This window comes from Legionella birminghamensis (assembly GCF_900452515.1).
GTDB lineage: Bacteria > Pseudomonadota > Gammaproteobacteria > Legionellales > Legionellaceae > Legionella_C > Legionella_C birminghamensis.
Genome location: NZ_UGNW01000001.1, coordinates 2,426,157 through 2,442,851 on the forward strand (window position 1 = coordinate 2,426,157; position 16,695 = coordinate 2,442,851).

The following is a 16,695-nucleotide window of genomic DNA, read 5'->3' on the forward strand; positions in this document are numbered from 1 at the left end:
TTTCTATTGTTTTATTCACATATGGTCTAGCTTCTAATATTATATGTGCTTTATGACTGTGGTGAAAATATTCATGAGCTTAACTTCTTTAACTGCCGTCTCTCCGCTGGACGGCCGCTACCAAAAAAAAACCAGTATACTGAGCCCCTATTTTAGCGAGTTTGCGCTAATTTATTACCGTCTGATAGTTGAGGTTCGCTGGCTAGAGGCGCTGGCAGCTAACCCCGATATTCCAGAAGTCCAGCCTTTGACAGAAGACGACAAAGATTATTTGGCGCAGATTCTCAATAATTTTAATGAAGAAGAAGCAGAAAAAGTTAAAACGATTGAAAAGAAAACCAATCACGACGTAAAAGCCATTGAATATTACCTTAAGGAAAAACTGGCCGGTCATTCCAGGCTAAAGGAAACCGCCGGATTTGTTCATTTCGCCTGCACATCGGAAGATATAAATAATCTTTCCTACGCATTAATGATAAAAGAAGCATTAGCCCAGGTTATCCAGCCTACCCTGGCTGAGATAATTGGCGGCATTACCCTTCTGGGCAAGCAACATGGGGACGCGGCCATGCTGTCACGAACACACGGGCAACCAGCCACTCCTACGACCCTGGGTAAGGAGCTGGTTAATTTTGTGGCTCGTCTTAAAAGACCGCAACAGCAGCTTGCCGAAGTGTTGATACCTGCCAAATGCAACGGTGCCGTCGGCAACTACAATGCGCATGTCGCTGCCTATCCAGAAGTTGACTGGCGTAAGCACTGTGCTTCTTTTGTCAGCTCACTGGGCTTATCTTTTAGTGCTTACACTACCCAAATAGAGCCGCATGATGGCATTGCAGAAGTCTGTCATATTATGGTGCGCATTAATAATATCCTTCTGGATTACACTCAGGATATCTGGACTTATATTTCCCTGAATTATTTTACCCAGAAAACCATTGCCGATGAAGTTGGCTCCTCTACGATGCCGCATAAGGTTAATCCCATCGATTTCGAAAATGCTGAAGGTAATCTGGGATTGGCAAACGCCCTTTTTGAGCATTTCGCTGACAAACTCACCAAATCGCGCCTGCAGCGCGATCTTTCGGACTCCACGGTACTTAGGAATCTGGGTGCTGCCTTTGCCTATACATTAATTGCCTATCAGGCCATTGCCAAAGGCAACGATAAGCTGCAAATTAATAAAACTGCATTAAAAGAAGATTTACAAAATAACTGGGAAGTACTTGCCGAAGCAGTGCAGACCGTCATGAAACGCTATCAGATTTCTGATGCCTATGAACAATTGAAAGACTTAACCCGCGGCCAGGGAATTGACGGCGATAGTCTGAAGCAGTTTATACGAAAACTAGATATCCCGGAGACAGCGAAATCCAGACTGCTGGCGATGTCCCCTGAAAGTTATATTGGTCTGGCTGCCCAACTGGTGAAAGCATTTTCATGATCGAACAATCATTATCACAGCAAGGAACATCCCAGGAGTTTGATGTTATTGTCATTGGAACAGGAATAGCCGGTTTGCATTACTGCCTGCAGCTGCTTAAGTTACAACCCCGCCTGCGGATTGCTTTAATCAGCAAAGCAGAGCTGGGCGAATGTAACAGCCGTTATGCCCAGGGCGGTATTGCCGCCGCCTCTACCGGGGAGGACTCGCTGGAGGCTCATGTAGCCGATACGATTCTAGCGGGTGACGGGCTTTGTTATGAGCCTGCTGTTGAGTTTATTATTCGACAGGCGCCCTCCATTATTGAGGAACTTTTAGACTACTCTGTTCCATTTACGCGTACGGAAAATGGGTATTCTCTCGCTCAGGAAGGCGGCCACTCTTTTCGCCGTATCTTTAATGCAGGCGATCAGACTGGCTTGGTGATTATTCAGGCACTGCTTGGTCATATTGCCCAGCATCAGCAGATTACTGTTTTCGAGCACCATATCGCAGTGAATCTAATTACCCATTATCATCCTCATCGCACTGATATCCAGGGCGAAGTAATGGGCGCCTACATCCTTGATTGCCAGAAAAACCTCATCCATACCTTTCTTGCCCCCTGCGTCATTCTCGCAACAGGCGGCGCCGGAAAAACCTACCGTTATACAACTAATCCAATGGTAGCAACAGGCGATGGCGTGGCAATGGCATACAGGGCAGGCGCGCGCGTAGGGAATATGGAATTCTACCAGTTTCACCCTACCCTTCTGCATCATCATAGCCTTAATAACTTTCTCATTTCAGAGGCTGTACGGGGGGAAGGGGCCATTCTAAAAAATCCGGAAACTGGCGAGCGCTTTATGAGAAAATACGCACCGGATGCCCTGGAACTTGCTACCCGCGATGTTGTAGCCCGCGCAATCTTCAGTGAAATTGAACAAGGCCAGCAAGGGTTTGTCTATCTGGATATTACTCATGAATCAGGTGCTTTCCTAAAAAAACGTTTTCCCCAAATTTACTCCACACTGCAGTCTATTGGCATCGATATGAGCCAGGATATGATCCCTGTCGTTCCCGCCGCCCATTATCAATGCGGGGGGGTCTTGACGGATGTTGATGGAAGAACAGATCTGAAACGCCTTTATGCGGTTGGAGAGGTCGCTTTTACTGGTTTGCATGGCGCCAATCGTCTGGCCAGTAACTCTTTGCTGGAAGCCCTGGCCATGGCGAGTAATGCTGCCCGCTGTACTTTAAAAGATATTTCCACACCTGTTAAATTGTCGCAGTCCATTCCCAACTGGAGTTCGCCCGGCGCCGTCAATCCGCGCAGGGCAAGTCAAATTAATGCACACTGGCGGGGATTACGGGGCGAGATGACCTCTTATGCCGGCATTGTCAGAACCGAAGCGGGTCTTGAAGATTTGCTACAATTAATACTAAAGCGCAAGAAAATTATTGAGGAATATTATTGGAAACACTGTATCACCAGAGATTTCATCGAGCTAAGGAATATTGTCCTTAATGCTGAGCTCATTGTCAGGGCAGCACTGTCTCGCCGAGAGTCTCGCGGCGGTCATTATCGGGAAGATTTTCCTGATAAAAACCTGCATGCACAGGAGAGTATTGCCCGGTTAACTTCCCCGCAAAACCCTTTCTATTAATGAGACCTTTTTTTATGAGGTATTAATGTTCGGTCATTCATCTATTTATCAACCTGAAAAAAGTATTATGCAAATCACCAATGACATGAGCATCTGTCAAAGTGATTATCCACTCGACTGGTATCAGGAAGACTTTATTCCCTATGCTGAGGAGTATCAGGCATTACCTGATCGCAAACTCACGACAGTGCTTGCCTGGATGAAGCCCTATATGCAAAAGGCACAGGCTCATTTTGGCGAACGTTTATTGCTTTTAGCCCATTATTATATGGGCGGGGATATTGTCAGGCTGGTTGAGCAATTTGGCGGCCAGATTGGCGATTCCTACCAACTGGCATTAATGGCAGCACAGAACCCGCAGAAGTCAGTTATTATTGAGTCGGCCGTTCATTTCATGGCTGAATCAATTAGTATTCTCGCTAATGAAAATCAGCATGTTTATATTACTAATCCAAAATCAGGCTGCACGATGGAAATGCTTGCCAAAGATTTTATGGTTGAGCCTGCTTTTCTGGATTTGAATGAGCGTTACGGAGCTGAAAATATTTTGCCTGTTTGCTATATGAATACTTCAGGCCGGGTTAAGGCAATGACGGGAGCCCAGGGCGGTGCCGTATGCACCAGCTCCAATGTCAGAAAAATTTTTGAATGGGCACGTGCCCAGAACAAGAAAATTCTTTTTATTCCCGATCAACACATGGGTGAAAATGTGGCCTGGTGGATGGGAATTCAACATCTGGCTTACTGGCCCGGTGGAACTGCTGGCGCCCAGTATTCTCTAAATGCTCAGGATAACAAAACACTTGAGACATTTGACAAGGCGGAGTTGATATTGTTTTCTAGCCAGTGTGCTGTTCATACGCATTATAAGGCCTATATGTGTGATTACTGGCATTCGAAGAATTTTACAACTGTAGTACATCCTGAATGCACAAATGAAGTGATTCGCGCCGCACAGCATTCTGGCTCAACTGCATTTATATGGGATTATGTGGTAAATGATCGCGCAGGAACCAGACGTTATGCGATTGGTACAGAAAATCACATGGTTGAGAATGTTAAACAGCATTGTAAAAACCTGGGCATTGAGGTTGTTAATCTGGCTGAAGCCCCTAAACCAAATGATGAAAAAGGAATCGGCTGTGGCTGCGCGACTATGTCAAGAAATGATCCCCCTCATCTAATTGGGCTGGTTGATTCGCTAAGACAGGGCAAAATCATGGCATACAATGAAGTGAAAGCTGGAGATGTCGTTAATGAGTTCACCGGTTCACGTCAACGGCTGCCAATCAATGATCAGCAGTGGGTCATTGATAATGCCAAGAAAGCATTGCGGAAGATGATTGAAATTACTGAGGGTAAATAATTACCGGGCTTTAGCGAGCATTCCCTGGATACCGCGAACAAGTCGCGGTACGTAGCGGCTTAGGGTGTTATAATCTTTGCCGCTATAGGGGATTTAGTTTACTTAGGAGGATCAGGTTAAGAAGCTGCCGTTTTTAACTGCCTGGCGATTCTCTCCCGCTGAATCAAATAAAGATTACGCAGATAGATAAAGACTCCAGTGGATTGACCAAGAATAAACACTGGATCTTTTTTATAAATGGAGTACATCAATAAAGTGATACCGCCGAGCAGGCTCAGATACCAAAAAGCGACTGGAATCACACTTCGCTTTTCTCTCTCGCTAATCAGCCACTGAACAAAAAATCTGGCCGAAAAAATACCCTGGCCAATCAGTCCCACAGTTAACCAAATATATTCAGAGTTCATTGTTAATAACCTCCGGAGAACAGGGTCTTTTTAATAACCAGCGAACACCAATCAGATCATAAACGCCAACAAATAATCTATTCATCACTCCATATTTTGACACGCCGTGCCTTCTGGGGCGATGGTTAACAGGTACATTAACCAACCTGAATCCCGCTCTTAAAAAAAGCGCCGGCAAGTAGCGATGCAAGTGGTTAAAATGGGGTAAATTTAAAAACGCAGTCTTAGGGAAAAGCTTTAAACTGCAGCCTGTATCAGGACAGCTGTCGCGTAAAATACTTTGACGCACGCCATTCCCTATTCTGGAAGAGATCCGACGAACCAGATTATCATCCCGACGTTTGCGGTTGCCTAGAACAATTGTCTTATTGTCTTCAATAAAACCGCATAAGGCTGGGATATCATTTGGGTCATTCTGTCCATCACCGTCAAGAGTCACCAGAAACTCATAACGGGCCGCCCTCGCGCCACTGACCAGGGCGGCGCTTTGCCCACAATTAAACTTGTGCCGCACTAAATGCAGGCGCTCGTCCTGGGCAGCAAGCGTCAATAAACGGCTTACTGTTTCATCTTTGCTGCCATCATCAACAAAAATGACTTCAAAAGTATAATCATTCTTTTCCAGAACGTTCACCACTTCATGGAAAAGCACTTCAACATTATCCTCTTCATTAAAGACGGGGATAATGACTGATAAATTTATAGGTTGTTTCAAAAAAACACTCCCTTAATGAATTATTGACTGATCGTCCTTTCGCATCCGTAATTGCTGCATTGAGCATTTGATTTTTTCCACGCAAGTTCTAACCATTGCTGCCGGCGCAAAACCCAAAGCAATGCGGCAATTTCAATAAATACCAAATAAGTAGCCGCTAATACGTCGCTTAAATAATGATGGTTTAATAGAATTCTCGATACAGCCACTAAAAATCCCAATATCAGCACAAAGTAGCTGGAGCGAGGATATAAAAGGCTAATGCCAACGGCAACCGCCATAATGGTAGTGGTATGACCGGAAGGAAATGACCAGAAAGGAGCATGGGTCTGCAAACCATAGAAGCCGTAAAATTGCCCTTCAAGTAACATGCTAGGTCTTGCACGTCCCAGTAAAACTTTGAGAAAACCACATAGAGTACTCGGTATCAGAACGCATAAGAGCAAGAATCTAAACTTGGCTTCCAATTCTGCGTTAATACGGATATACCTGAAAATCAATACCCCCAGTCCAAAGACTGTAAAATAGAAAAACCCTGCGCCCAACTTGGTAAACAATCCCAATAATTTAAAATTATGGCGCAAATCAACAGCGAACAGATATTCAGCCAAGGGCCTGTCTACAAACAGAAAGCAAAATGCAACCAAGATAATTGCCAGCAACATAACCCAGGGTTTAGTAAAAAAAGATATCAATTTGTTACAGGGAGACATTAATTACTCTCATTATTTTTTGGACCAACAAGAAAAAGATTGAGCCAACGGCCCTTACTATAGTTAAAACCATGAACTCTTGCAATAACAGCAAAACGATCATACGGAATCTGCCAACCGGCAAAAGTTTTATCATCAATCAAGACTAATTGCTGTGCATTTCGCTGCATAAATGCAAGTGCTTCATTGCTATCTGCGAATCTGACCCAATCAGTATTTAGGTTAAAAACAAGACTGGGCTCATCAAAACCTACTGCAACCAGCGGATTTTCTGCACTCAAGGAGTACTCTGATGCTAAAGCAGCAATTTTTGGAGTGATCCACAATGGATCAAGCCTTGGCAGAATTTGATTAAAGCTGAGGCAGTAAACCACTGTTGCCATGACCATCAATGCAGCGACAGCGCGGTAATAAGAGTATCTGAAAACGAAGAACAGCGTGATAGCAGTCAGAATAAATACAGCAGATAGTAAAAATGTCGCAGACCAGCTGGGCCGATTTAAGAGAACATAAGAAATTACAAGAATAAACACTGCAAACCCAAGGGATAATACCCCCCACATCCCTTGTAAAAACTTCAGCCATCTACTTCCTCTAAGGAATTCACCATTCAACAAGGACTCAACTGCCATGGCTGACAAAAGAGCCAGGGCCGGGAAAACAGGGAGGATATACTGGGGCAATTTGGTTGGCATTAACTCGAAAAATGCCCAGGTAGGAATTATCCACGCCAGTAGAAATTTTACTGCCGTTTCCTTGCGATGCCTGAAAGCATAAACCCCCGCAGGCCACAAAAAGAGGGATGCAGGCCAGAAAGTTAAGGGTAAAATAGCCAGATGGAACAAGGGCGGTTTTCCATGTGATTCATGCCCGCCCTTTAGCTTGGGCAATAAATCCTTGTGAATCATTTGCATTAAGTAGTTACTATGCTCTGCCTCATTGACCAGAATGACCCAAATCAGGCTGAGGCTAAGAAGCAAGGCTAATCCGGTGAAAGGCCATAAATTGCGAAGCCATCGCAGATCGCGGTCTATAATGCAAAGTGCAGTAATCGACAAAAGCCCCACCAAAGGTGTAACCCCTTTTAATACTAGTCCGGCTGCCATTGCCAGCCAGAAACACAAAGGCCATAAATAATTAACTCTGACTTTATTAGCGCTTGCCTGGTAAACAATCCATAAGGCAGCCTGCATCAATACCACGGAAGCGAGAAGAGCGGCGTCAATAACTCCCATATGGGCTTCTGCTACCAGTAAAAGCGATGATGCCAGAAACAGTGAAGCAATGAAGCCGATGCGCTCGGTTAATAAGCGGGTACCGAGATACAAGGTTGCCAGAACCGCAAATAATGCGCCTAGAAGTGAAGGAATGCGATACGGCCAGATATGATTCGAGTCAGCGCCGCTAAATAATTTAACACTTCCCGCTTGCAGCCAATTAATGCCGGGCGGTTTCTGGAAACGTGTTCGATCCTGAAAACGAATCTGAAAAAAATTACCTGATTGAAGCATCTGACGGCTTGCTTGTGCAAAATGCGCTTCATCTCGATCAATTACAGGTAATTTTTGAATGCCTGAAGCAAAAAAAAGCAGCGATAAAATAACAACGCTCGACCACATTGCTAGCTTGCGCAAATCCTTATACTCCCAAATCAGCGGATAATAATGCTGGGCTGATTATACTTAAGCAGCTTCAAAATTGCCAATCTGTTGATCCTGCCCATTTTGCGGGTTACACTTTCCCTTCCCTTTTTCTCAGCCCTTCCCATGCCAGAATTATCAACTATACAACAAATTGCCATCTGGATTATTCCAGTCCTGCTTGCCATTACCATCCATGAAGCATCACATGCCTGGGTAGCTTCATTATGCGGCGATCGCACTGCTGAGCAGGAGGGACGACTTAGTTTCAATCCCATAAAACACATTGATTTGTTTGGAACGATAATTGTCCCTCTAATGGTATTAATTCTGAGCAAGTTTAGCTTTGTTTTCGGCTGGGCAAAACCTGTGCCGATTACACCCTCACGTATGCGTAATCCTCGTCGTGATGTAGCCCTGGTGACTCTTGCAGGCCCCCTTTCCAACCTGATAATGGCCATATGCTGGGCTCTCTGTTTCAAGCTTTCAACTTACCTTGATCCGCAGCGCTCAAGTTACGCGCTTTTTCTATTATTGTCAGCCAGGGCAGGCATGATTATCAATCTGCTGCTTTGCTTCTTTAACCTTCTGCCAATTCCCCCCATGGATGGAAGCAAGGTAGTGATGAGCCTCATGTCGCCGCGCGCAGCAATGAAATATCAAAAACTGGAACCCTACGGTTTTTTTATTGTTTTACTTTTGCTTATCACCGGCGCGCTAGCCTGGATCCTTAACCCGCTTATGAATTATTCTCTTCGTTTACTGGTCAGCATTTTAAATTTATGAATATTCTCGCCGATGCATCGCTTCCCGGTTTAAAAGAAGCATTTCCCCCCCCTTTTAATCTGACTGTCTACGACAATCAGAATGATATTCCCGGTTTGCTCGCGGGGCAGGAAATACTGCTTTGCCGGGCAACCCTCAAAGTTGGCAAATCCCTTTTCACAGAGCATACAGTGAAATATGTAGCGACTGCCAGCAGCGGTATTGATCACATCGATAGTGAGCTTCTGGAGGGTCTAGGAATTGGGCTATTGGATGCCAAAGGCTGTAACGCGCAGGCGGTGGCCGATTATGTGGTTTGTACCCTCGCCTGGCTGAGAGAGCGGCGAAATTTTACAGGGAAAAATGCGGTTGTGATTGGCGCAGGAGCAGTAGGTTCGAGAGTGTACCTGCGCCTCAAAAAACTCGGTCTTAATGTATTAAGCTATGATCCTTTGCGCGAAGAATGGGACTCAAGCTTTAAAAGTTGTCATTTTAATGACTTATTTGATGCTGATCTTGTATCCCTCCATGCCAATTTGCATGCCCTTGATCCTTATCCAAGTTTTCATTTGCTGGACAGGCAGTTTTTCAGTTCATTCAATAGCAAAGGGGTTATTATTAACGCGGCCAGGGGCCATATTGTTAATGAGCAAACGCTTTTAAACCACCCGGAAATTTGCTATTGCACCGATGTTTATAGCAATGAACCGGAAATAAATTCAAAAATTATCGAACTGGCAGCCATTTGTACCCCGCACATTGCAGGCCATAGTATTGAAGCCAAGCAAAGGGCAGTACAGATCATTAGCCAAAAATTGCACGCTCTTTATGCGCTCCCCTTCCAACCCAACCCTGAAAGTCATATACCGCTTAATAACCTCCACGCAGAAACCTGGGAGCAACTGGTTTTATCTTTGTACAATCCTGAGCTTGAAACTTCTGCTTTTAAAAAAGCATTCAATAAGCAGACAGCTTTTCTTGAGCTGCGCAAATCACATCCTGCGCGCCATGATTTCAACTACTATCAATTTCCTGATAACAGTCACAAAGAACTGCTGCAACTCGCTGGTATTGATGGGTGATGTAAAAGTCGACAACTCATAACTCCTTGACTACATTTATAATAGTTTGATCAAGAGAAAGCAGGATGTCTCTTTTTCAAACTGATCAGGAAAATTAGATAAGGAAAAATGATATGACTTATGTAGCCTTGGAATGGGACCACAAAATTGGCAAATTTGCAATTGGCTGGCTAGTAGTCAAATGCGCCAGTGTCGGACAAAAATTTGGCGGCCCACAAGCTTTACCACCACGAAAAGATATTGCTTATTTTGTGAATCCCGAAACTGCCGAAATGGATGCCAAGAGTTTTGCGGAATACAAAAATAAAGCCGATTCGACTGAACAAGAACAGTTTGTAAAGATAAACCTATCAGATGCAAAACGGCATGCAGCATTTGAATGGGATCATAATATCTTTAATCCCTTAATCAAATGGGCAGTGCTCGAATGGGGCGGTGACTTTGAAAAAACTGGCGCACGAGATGATATTGCTTATTTCCTTGACGCTGATACAGCAGAAATGGACGCTAAATCATTTAGTATCATGAGAAATAAAAGACTTTTCCAATAGCTGTTATCGCATCTGAATCCCCGGGGCAGGACCATCCGAATCCCTGGGGCATGACCATCCGAATCCCCGCGGCATGACCATCCGAACCCCCGAGGCATGACCATCCGCCCCCCCTCGGCATAATCATCCGAATCCCCGCGGCACGACCATCCGAATCCCCGCGGCACGACCATCCGAATCCCCGCGGCATGACCGCGGGGCCCACCGAAGCTATTTTTAGAGTATCAGTCTTGCTAATTAAAGAATGATTTTAAAACGAACTATTTTTACTGCTTCCATCGCTATTCTTTCGAAAATTGAAAATTCATTTTGGGAGCACGTTCCTTCAACAGGTATGGGCCCCGCGGTCGGTGCCGCGGGGATTCGGATGGTCATTCCGCGGGGATTCGGATGTCTGCGACCCGGGCATTCGTTTTATTTGAGCACGTAGCGTTCTAAAACTTCCTGATCAGAAAAATGATGACGTGCAGTGCCGATTTGCTGGTAAGACTCATGCCCTTTACCGGCTACCAATATAATATCTTCGGATGAAGCCAGGCTAACTGCCTTGGCAATCGCCTCTTCCCTGTTGGCAATCTTGTATAAATTTGGTCTTTCGCCAACTCCCTGCTCAATATCATTAAGGATTTGCTCAGGATCTTCTGTGCGGGGGTTGTCGCTGGTCATGATAAGGACGTCTGCATTTGCGCTGGCGATCCGTCCCATAATGGGGCGTTTAGTTTTATCCCTGTCACCTCCACAACCGAAAACTGCAATAATTTTCCCTTTTTTAACGCCCTTTAAGGTTTCAAGTACATTTTTTAGCGCGTCAGGTGTGTGCGCATAATCGACAATTGTATAGGGTTCCTGAGTTACAATCTCCATACGGCCTGGGGCAGCACGCAGATCTGCCATTTTTTCAACCACTTTTCCCACTGGATAACCTGCTGCAACAAGACTGGAGAAAACAGCCAGTGCATTGTAAATATTAAAATAACCTAAGGCTTTAATGCGTAATTCATGAGTTCCCCAGGGAGAAGTCAACTTGATGCGGGTTCCCTCGAGGCTTATCGCATGTTCGATTGATTTTACATCGGAATGCTCATGAATTCCGTAGCTTAAAACCTGGCACGCTGCAGATTTGAACCGCAGCATATGCGGCGTATAAGCATCATCCTGATTAACAATTGCCCATTCCAAATCCGGGAAGGCAAAAAGCCTGGCTTTGGCGTTGGCATATTCATCCATTGAATGATGATAATCCAAATGATCATGGGTTAAATTAGTGAAAATACCCTGTGAAAATTTAATACATTCAACACGTCCCTGATCAAGTGCATGCGAGGAGACTTCCATACAGATTTGAGTCGTCTGCGCTTTTTGAAACTGATTTATTATTTTTTGTAAACAAAGCGCATCAGGAGTCGTATTAGCCAAGGCCTGAAGCTGGTCTGCTTTTCCAAAGCCCAGGGTGCCGATATAAGCCGACTTTGAGGCAAGCGCCTCATGTGCCTGTGCCAATTGGTAAGCAATGGTTGTTTTACCATTTGTACCTGTCACACCGGTTATATAAAGATTTTCGGAGGGGTGTTGATAAAACCGGGCAGATAATTCAGCCAGTCTGGCAGAAAGATTAGGAAAAGGGACATACACTACTGATTTCTCAGGCTCTGAAATTAACCAATTTTGCGGATCATAAAGAACTGCTGCTGCCCCCTTCTCTACGGCCAACGGAATAAATTGCCTGCCATCCGATGCATGGCCTGGGTAGGCAATAAATAAGTTGCCCTTCTGTATAGCCCTGCTGTCATTGCTAATATCATTTATTTCGAGATCAGCCACGCCAGAATTAATCCAGGGATGAAGCAGTTCGTTTAATTTCATAATATATCAGCCTGTGGTTATATCGGGCGGAATATCCAGTGTACGCAAGGCGCCTGACATTACTTTTGCAAATAAGGGAGCTGCAACTGCAGCACCATAATAGCCGTTTTTTGTTGGCTCATGAATGACTACTACTACAATCAGCCGAGGCCGTGACGCTGGCGCAATACCAATGAAACTGGCGATGTGGCGATTCGCTTCATAACCGTTTTTTCCCGCTATTCTGGCCGTTCCCGTTTTTCCAGCCACGCGATAACCGGGGATCTGCGCTGCTTTGCCTGTTCCTTCGACCATTACTGCTTCCATCATAGCCAGCACGTCATTGGCAGTTTTCTCGTCAATCACTTTTTCCATAGCAGGGTGATAATCGGGATTATGAAGTAAGGTAACAGGCAGCAAATTGCCATGGTTCGCGAATATGAGATAGGCTTTGGCGAGTTGCAAAGGAGTAACTGAAAGGCCGTAGCCAAAACTGACGGTGGCTAGCACAAAGGGGTTGGCATCTTTAGGTTTGACGATTGCACCATCGCTCTCGCCAGGATATCCGCTTTCGGTTCTCTGCCCAAAGCCACTGCGCTGCAGCAGTCCAAGCAACTGCTCCGGCGGGCTTAAAAGCACCATCTTGGTGACACCGACATTACTGGAATGTTCCAGAACCCCGGTTACATCAAGCACCCCATAATTATGGACATCGCGAATAGTATGCCCGTGAACGATCATCCAGCTTGGGCGCGTATCAATAATGGTTGAGGGAGTTATGAGGCCGCTGCCCAGTGCGCTGGCGATACTGAAAGGTTTTATGACCGATCCCGGTTCGAAAGTATCGGTAATTGCTTTATTACGGTAGCTGTCGCGAGAATAATTGCCTCTGGCGTTGGGATTAAAGGAAGGATAATTAGCAGTGGCCAAAATTTCTCCCGTCTGCGTATCAAGCACTACCACAGAACCATTGCGGGCAGCAAATTTTTCCATTGTGTTTTTTAATTCGTGGTGTGCCAGATATTGAATACGCCGATCAATACTTAAAACCAGATCATGCCCGGGCTTCGGATCTTTAATAATACCCAGCTCCTCTATGATATGGCCTCTCCGATCCTTCACTACGCGTTTTTTCCCTGGGACACCCATGAGCCAATCCTGATAGGCCAGCTCCATGCCTTCAATTCCGGCATCATCAATATTGGTAAAACCAATCAACTGGGCTGTACTATCCCCTTCTGGATAATAGCGCTTGAATTCCTGCTGAAAATTGACGCCGGGAATTTTGAGAACCTCAATTTCCTTGGCGAGCATGGGCGGCAACTGACGCTGAAGGTATAGAAACTCTCTGTTTTTGGCTGCATTAACTCTTGCCTGTAAAGTTTTGACTGGCATCCCGATTAATTTGGATAAAGCGCTCAACTGTTGGCTGCTAGGCGAAAACTCTTTGGGATTTACCCAAACGGATTGGACAGGGGTGCTAACGGCAAGCGGGGTACCGTTTCGATCGGTAATCATTCCGCGGTAAGCCGGTATATCCTGGACTCTTAAACTCCTTGCATCCCCCTGACCTTTAAGAAATTGCCTGTGCAAAACTGTTAAATCCAGCATGCGCCAGACGAGAATACTGAGTATAAGAACAAAAAAACCTGAAACGGTGATCAACCGCAAACGGTGTCCGTTTTTTTTCATCGCGGCTTAAGGACGAATGTTTGTTTGTCTGCCGGTAAGCGCATATGTAATTTCTCAATTGCCAATTGCTCAACGCGTGCCGGAGTAGCCAAGCTTGCCTGTTCCAAAAGTAATTGTCCCCACTGTAATTGCAATTGGTGGTTATTTTGCTCTAATTGCTGCAAATAATCAAAGCGTAATCGATGTTCATTGGTAATATAGACCACTGCAAGTGCACTGAGAAGTACAGTGATTAGCAGTGTCATAATTAAACTCATCTGCTTGGATAGGCGCATTTCAGATAATTGTCCAGTAAATAAATTGCTTTGATTTATTGCTCTGGCTGCGGCATTCATGACAACTTTTCTCCTATTCTCAGGACCGCACTACGGGATCTGATATTTTCTTTAATTTCACTTTCATCAGGCTTTATCGCCTTACCTACACGTTTGAATTTTTTTGCAATATCATTGTATTTAACTGGAACACCGGGAGGCGGTTTGTTCCCCTCCTCCATCGATTTCATAAATTGTTTTACTATTCGATCTTCCAGGGAATGGAAGCTAATCACTACTAAACGCCCCCCAATCTTCAAGATATCAACTGCGGATTTAAGCGCCTTCTCCAAATCACTTAGTTCCTCATTAATGTAAATACGAATCGCCTGGAACACTCGGGTTGCGGGATGCTTGTGTTTTTCCCATTTAGGATTTGCTGCCTTGACAATCTCGGCGAGTGCCTGCGTAGTCAGAATCGGAGATTGCTGGCGGGCCGCCACTATTGCCCGCGCAATCCTTCCTGCAAAACGCTCTTCACCGTACTTCCTGAATACCTCCACCATTTCCTGCTCGTCGGTACGATTTACAAATGTTGCTGCATCCAGTTTCTGAAGCAGATTCATACGCATATCCAGAGGACCCTCTTTTAGAAAGCTGAACCCTCTTTCAGCATCGTCTAACTGCGGAGACGATACCCCTAAATCCATTAAAACACCGCTTACTGCCCCGCTAACGCCTGCCTTCTCGGTATAAACACCGATATCAGCAAATGAGCCATGAAAAATTTCAAAGCGTTTTTCCTGGCTAAATACCTGGTTTGCAAAGGCTATCGCCTCTGGATCCTTATCAATAGCGATTAATCGGCCACGTTCCGACAGGCGCTCAAGGATCGCCCGGCTATGGCCGCCACGGCCAAAGGTCGCATCGATATAAATCCCCTCTGGATCAATTGCCAAACCCTCTATCGATTCTTGTAATAAGACTGACTGATGCATTTTTTTCACTATAATGAAAATGTTTTCATTTCATCTGGTAAAGCGCCCTGTTGAGAGGCTTCTTCAGCTAACCAGCTTTCACGTTTTTCTTCCCAGGTCTTATCATTCCAAATCTCAAACTTATTCCCCTGGCCAATCATTACCGCATGCTTGTCAAGCCCTGCGTACTCCCTTAGCAAAGGGGGGAGCAATAATCGTCCATTGCTATCTACTTCAACATCGGTTGCATGGCCAATAAGCAAACGCTGAATACGTCTTGCTGCTGCATTAAAGCTTGGCAAACTCTGCAACTTGTCTTCAATAACTTGCCACTGAACAGCTGGGTACAGCAAAAGACAGGTTTCTTCCGTATCGATTGTAATGACCAACGAAGCTTTACCGGCGTCTTCCAATGCTTCACGGTAGCGGGTTGGAACCGCTATACGGCCTTTTGCATCGATGGTTAAAGACGTTATGCCACGGAACATGATTAGTTTTGCAGGCTATCCCACAATTCTCCACTTTTTTATTATTTTACACCACTTTCTTACACTATAGAAACACAAATTCCCCTTCGTCAACCATTTCTGAGTAATTTTTATTAGCGTGTTTGATTTATGACCAGGAAATGAGCGAGATGTGCAGGAAAATACGCTTCTCTGCACCCAGCTCTCAGGTTATGGATAAAGGAGGCGCAAGCTGGAATATCAGGGCTCGAATTTTGAGTAGGTATGCTCCAACTGCTGATCTGGAAAACCATTTTCCGCTATGGCTGGTAAAAGCGTTTCTGAGCTCGTCTCAAAATTTACCATCTCGATATCCTCATCATCGGATGTATCTGGAGCACCTGTACCCATCATAGCCGACATAGTGCTATAAGAACTTGAAGAAACTGATAACTCCAATGCTTTTTCTTTTTTGGCCGCATGCCATAACTGCCTGTAATAGCCGCAGGTTTCCATTAGCTCATCGTGTGTTCCCTGGGCAATGATCTGACCGCCGTCTATAACGAGGATTTGATCCGCAAACTCCTTTGCTTCACTTAATTCATGGGTAATCATCAGTGTTGCATAAGGGTTGGTGAACTGTTTAAATCCTTCCATAACCCTTCTTGCTGAGGAGGCATCGAGTGCTGAGGTGATCTCATCCAGCAGGAAAATACTATCCTCATTTTTCATTAATGCCCGGAGAATTGCGACTTTCTGTTGCTCACCGCCAGATAAAGCATGGCCCTGATCGCCCACATCAGTATCCAATTTATCGGACAAGCGGTTTAATAATTCATCAATACCAAAACACTCTGCCTTTTTTAATATTTTCGTATCGCCATCCTCAACAATACCCTGCACACCAAACAGGATATTATCCCTGACCGAGCCCTTGAATAAACCTGGCCTTTGCGTAAACAGGGTAATATGCGCCTGACGGGAATGCAGACTCACTTTGTCGACATCCTGACCATTGATCAAAATAGTTCCGCTATTGGGCGAGGTATGGCCAAACAGCAAATTGAAAATAGTACTTTTACCTCCGCCGCTCGCGCTGACCAAAGCGTAGCATTTCCCTTTTTCAATTTTACCGGACAAGCCTCTTAATATTGT

16 protein-coding genes are annotated in these 16,695 nt (G+C 45.0%); 6 read left to right on the forward strand and 10 right to left on the reverse strand.

What is annotated here, in order from left to right:
• Positions 1–73 precede the first annotated feature (73 nt).
• Genes purB through nadA form a run of 3 tightly spaced genes read left to right on the forward strand, consistent with a single transcriptional unit; the run spans position 74 to position 4,456 of the window.
• Positions 74–1,444: an adenylosuccinate lyase gene (gene purB / locus DYH42_RS10280; protein ID WP_058522273.1), complete on the forward strand. Its 1,371-nt coding sequence runs from the start codon at positions 74–76 to the stop codon at positions 1,442–1,444.
• Positions 1,444–3,090, forward strand: coding sequence for an L-aspartate oxidase (gene nadB, locus DYH42_RS10285; protein ID WP_115317157.1), 1,647 nt, complete (start codon positions 1,444–1,446; stop codon positions 3,088–3,090). Before purB ends, nadB begins: the two co-directional genes overlap by 1 nt.
• A gap of 25 nt (positions 3,091–3,115) precedes the next feature.
• Complete coding sequence (gene nadA / locus DYH42_RS10290; RefSeq protein ID WP_058522271.1) at positions 3,116–4,456, forward strand: quinolinate synthase NadA; 1,341 nt, start codon at positions 3,116–3,118, stop codon at positions 4,454–4,456.
• Between the two features lie 116 nt (positions 4,457–4,572).
• Here nadA and DYH42_RS10295 read toward each other — a convergent pair whose 3' ends face one another.
• Genes DYH42_RS10295 through DYH42_RS10310 form a run of 4 tightly spaced genes read right to left on the reverse strand, consistent with a single transcriptional unit; the run spans position 4,573 to position 7,910 of the window.
• On the reverse strand, positions 4,573–4,863 hold the full coding sequence (locus DYH42_RS10295) for a lipid-A-disaccharide synthase N-terminal domain-containing protein (protein WP_058522270.1): 291 nt from the start codon (positions 4,861–4,863) through the stop codon (positions 4,573–4,575).
• Positions 4,853–5,578: a glycosyltransferase family 2 protein gene (locus DYH42_RS10300; protein WP_058522269.1), complete on the reverse strand. Its 726-nt coding sequence runs from the start codon at positions 5,576–5,578 to the stop codon at positions 4,853–4,855. The genes DYH42_RS10295 and DYH42_RS10300 overlap by 11 nt, the downstream gene beginning before the upstream one ends.
• Before the next feature lie 20 nt (positions 5,579–5,598).
• A complete protein-coding gene (locus DYH42_RS10305) occupies positions 5,599–6,291 on the reverse strand; it encodes a phosphatase PAP2 family protein (RefSeq protein ID WP_058522268.1) in 693 nt (230 codons plus the stop codon).
• Complete coding sequence (locus DYH42_RS10310; protein ID WP_058522267.1) at positions 6,291–7,910, reverse strand: ArnT family glycosyltransferase; 1,620 nt, start codon at positions 7,908–7,910, stop codon at positions 6,291–6,293. The genes DYH42_RS10305 and DYH42_RS10310 overlap by 1 nt, the downstream gene beginning before the upstream one ends.
• Positions 7,911–8,057: 147 nt before the next feature.
• Between DYH42_RS10310 and DYH42_RS10315 the strand changes: the two genes are divergently transcribed.
• From DYH42_RS10315 to DYH42_RS10325, 3 genes are all read left to right on the forward strand, one after another.
• Positions 8,058–8,717 (forward strand): site-2 protease family protein, encoded by a 660-nt coding sequence (locus DYH42_RS10315; RefSeq protein WP_058522266.1) that lies wholly within the window; start codon positions 8,058–8,060, stop codon positions 8,715–8,717.
• Complete coding sequence (locus tag DYH42_RS10320; protein ID WP_058522265.1) at positions 8,714–9,778, forward strand: NAD(P)-dependent oxidoreductase; 1,065 nt, start codon at positions 8,714–8,716, stop codon at positions 9,776–9,778. The genes DYH42_RS10315 and DYH42_RS10320 overlap by 4 nt, the downstream gene beginning before the upstream one ends.
• A 113-nt stretch (positions 9,779–9,891) precedes the next feature.
• A complete protein-coding gene (locus DYH42_RS10325; protein WP_058522264.1) occupies positions 9,892–10,329 on the forward strand; it encodes a hypothetical protein in 438 nt (145 codons plus the stop codon).
• 414 nt (positions 10,330–10,743) lie between these two features.
• Here the strand turns inward: DYH42_RS10325 and DYH42_RS10330 are convergent, their stop codons facing one another.
• The 6 genes from DYH42_RS10330 to DYH42_RS10355 all read right to left on the reverse strand — a co-directional run bounded on the left by DYH42_RS10330 (position 10,744) and on the right by DYH42_RS10355 (position 16,680).
• Positions 10,744–12,192: a UDP-N-acetylmuramoyl-L-alanyl-D-glutamate--2,6-diaminopimelate ligase gene (locus tag DYH42_RS10330; RefSeq protein ID WP_058522263.1), complete on the reverse strand. Its 1,449-nt coding sequence runs from the start codon at positions 12,190–12,192 to the stop codon at positions 10,744–10,746.
• Positions 12,193–12,198: 6 nt separating this feature from the next.
• A complete protein-coding gene (locus tag DYH42_RS10335) occupies positions 12,199–13,863 on the reverse strand; it encodes a peptidoglycan D,D-transpeptidase FtsI family protein (RefSeq protein ID WP_058522262.1) in 1,665 nt (554 codons plus the stop codon).
• Positions 13,860–14,198: a cell division protein FtsL gene (gene ftsL, locus DYH42_RS10340; RefSeq protein WP_058522261.1), complete on the reverse strand. Its 339-nt coding sequence runs from the start codon at positions 14,196–14,198 to the stop codon at positions 13,860–13,862. Before ftsL ends, DYH42_RS10335 begins: the two co-directional genes overlap by 4 nt.
• Entirely contained in the window at positions 14,195–15,115 is a 921-nt protein-coding gene (gene rsmH, locus DYH42_RS10345) for a 16S rRNA (cytosine(1402)-N(4))-methyltransferase RsmH (protein ID WP_058522390.1), read from the reverse strand. Before rsmH ends, ftsL begins: the two co-directional genes overlap by 4 nt.
• Before the next feature lie 8 nt (positions 15,116–15,123).
• Positions 15,124–15,582, reverse strand: coding sequence for a division/cell wall cluster transcriptional repressor MraZ (gene mraZ / locus DYH42_RS10350; RefSeq protein ID WP_058522260.1), 459 nt, complete (start codon positions 15,580–15,582; stop codon positions 15,124–15,126).
• Between the two features lie 219 nt (positions 15,583–15,801).
• Entirely contained in the window at positions 15,802–16,680 is an 879-nt protein-coding gene (locus DYH42_RS10355; RefSeq protein ID WP_162263078.1) for an ATP-binding cassette domain-containing protein, read from the reverse strand.
• Between the last annotated feature and the right edge of the window lie 15 nt (positions 16,681–16,695).

Excerpts from the sequence above, each read along its gene's own strand:
- DYH42_RS10310 (WP_058522267.1), bottom strand. The coding sequence starts at position 7,910 with ATGTGGTCGAGCGTTGTTATTTTATCGCTGCTTTTTTTTGCTTCAGGC.
- mraZ (WP_058522260.1), bottom strand. The coding sequence starts at position 15,582 with ATGTTCCGTGGCATAACGTCTTTAACCATCGATGCAAAAGGCCGTATA.
- DYH42_RS10335 (WP_058522262.1), bottom strand. The coding sequence starts at position 13,863 with ATGAAAAAAAACGGACACCGTTTGCGGTTGATCACCGTTTCAGGTTTT.
- DYH42_RS10330 (WP_058522263.1), bottom strand. The coding sequence starts at position 12,192 with ATGAAATTAAACGAACTGCTTCATCCCTGGATTAATTCTGGCGTGGCT.
- DYH42_RS10315 (WP_058522266.1), top strand. The coding sequence starts at position 8,058 with ATGCCAGAATTATCAACTATACAACAAATTGCCATCTGGATTATTCCA.
- DYH42_RS10295 (WP_058522270.1), bottom strand. The coding sequence starts at position 4,863 with ATGAACTCTGAATATATTTGGTTAACTGTGGGACTGATTGGCCAGGGT.
- rsmH (WP_058522390.1), bottom strand. The coding sequence starts at position 15,115 with ATGCATCAGTCAGTCTTATTACAAGAATCGATAGAGGGTTTGGCAATT.
- purB (WP_058522273.1), top strand. The coding sequence starts at position 74 with ATGAGCTTAACTTCTTTAACTGCCGTCTCTCCGCTGGACGGCCGCTAC.
- DYH42_RS10320 (WP_058522265.1), top strand. The coding sequence starts at position 8,714 with ATGAATATTCTCGCCGATGCATCGCTTCCCGGTTTAAAAGAAGCATTT.
- ftsL (WP_058522261.1), bottom strand. The coding sequence starts at position 14,198 with ATGAATGCCGCAGCCAGAGCAATAAATCAAAGCAATTTATTTACTGGA.
- DYH42_RS10305 (WP_058522268.1), bottom strand. The coding sequence starts at position 6,291 with ATGTCTCCCTGTAACAAATTGATATCTTTTTTTACTAAACCCTGGGTT.
- DYH42_RS10325 (WP_058522264.1), top strand. The coding sequence starts at position 9,892 with ATGACTTATGTAGCCTTGGAATGGGACCACAAAATTGGCAAATTTGCA.
- nadA (WP_058522271.1), top strand. The coding sequence starts at position 3,116 with ATGTTCGGTCATTCATCTATTTATCAACCTGAAAAAAGTATTATGCAA.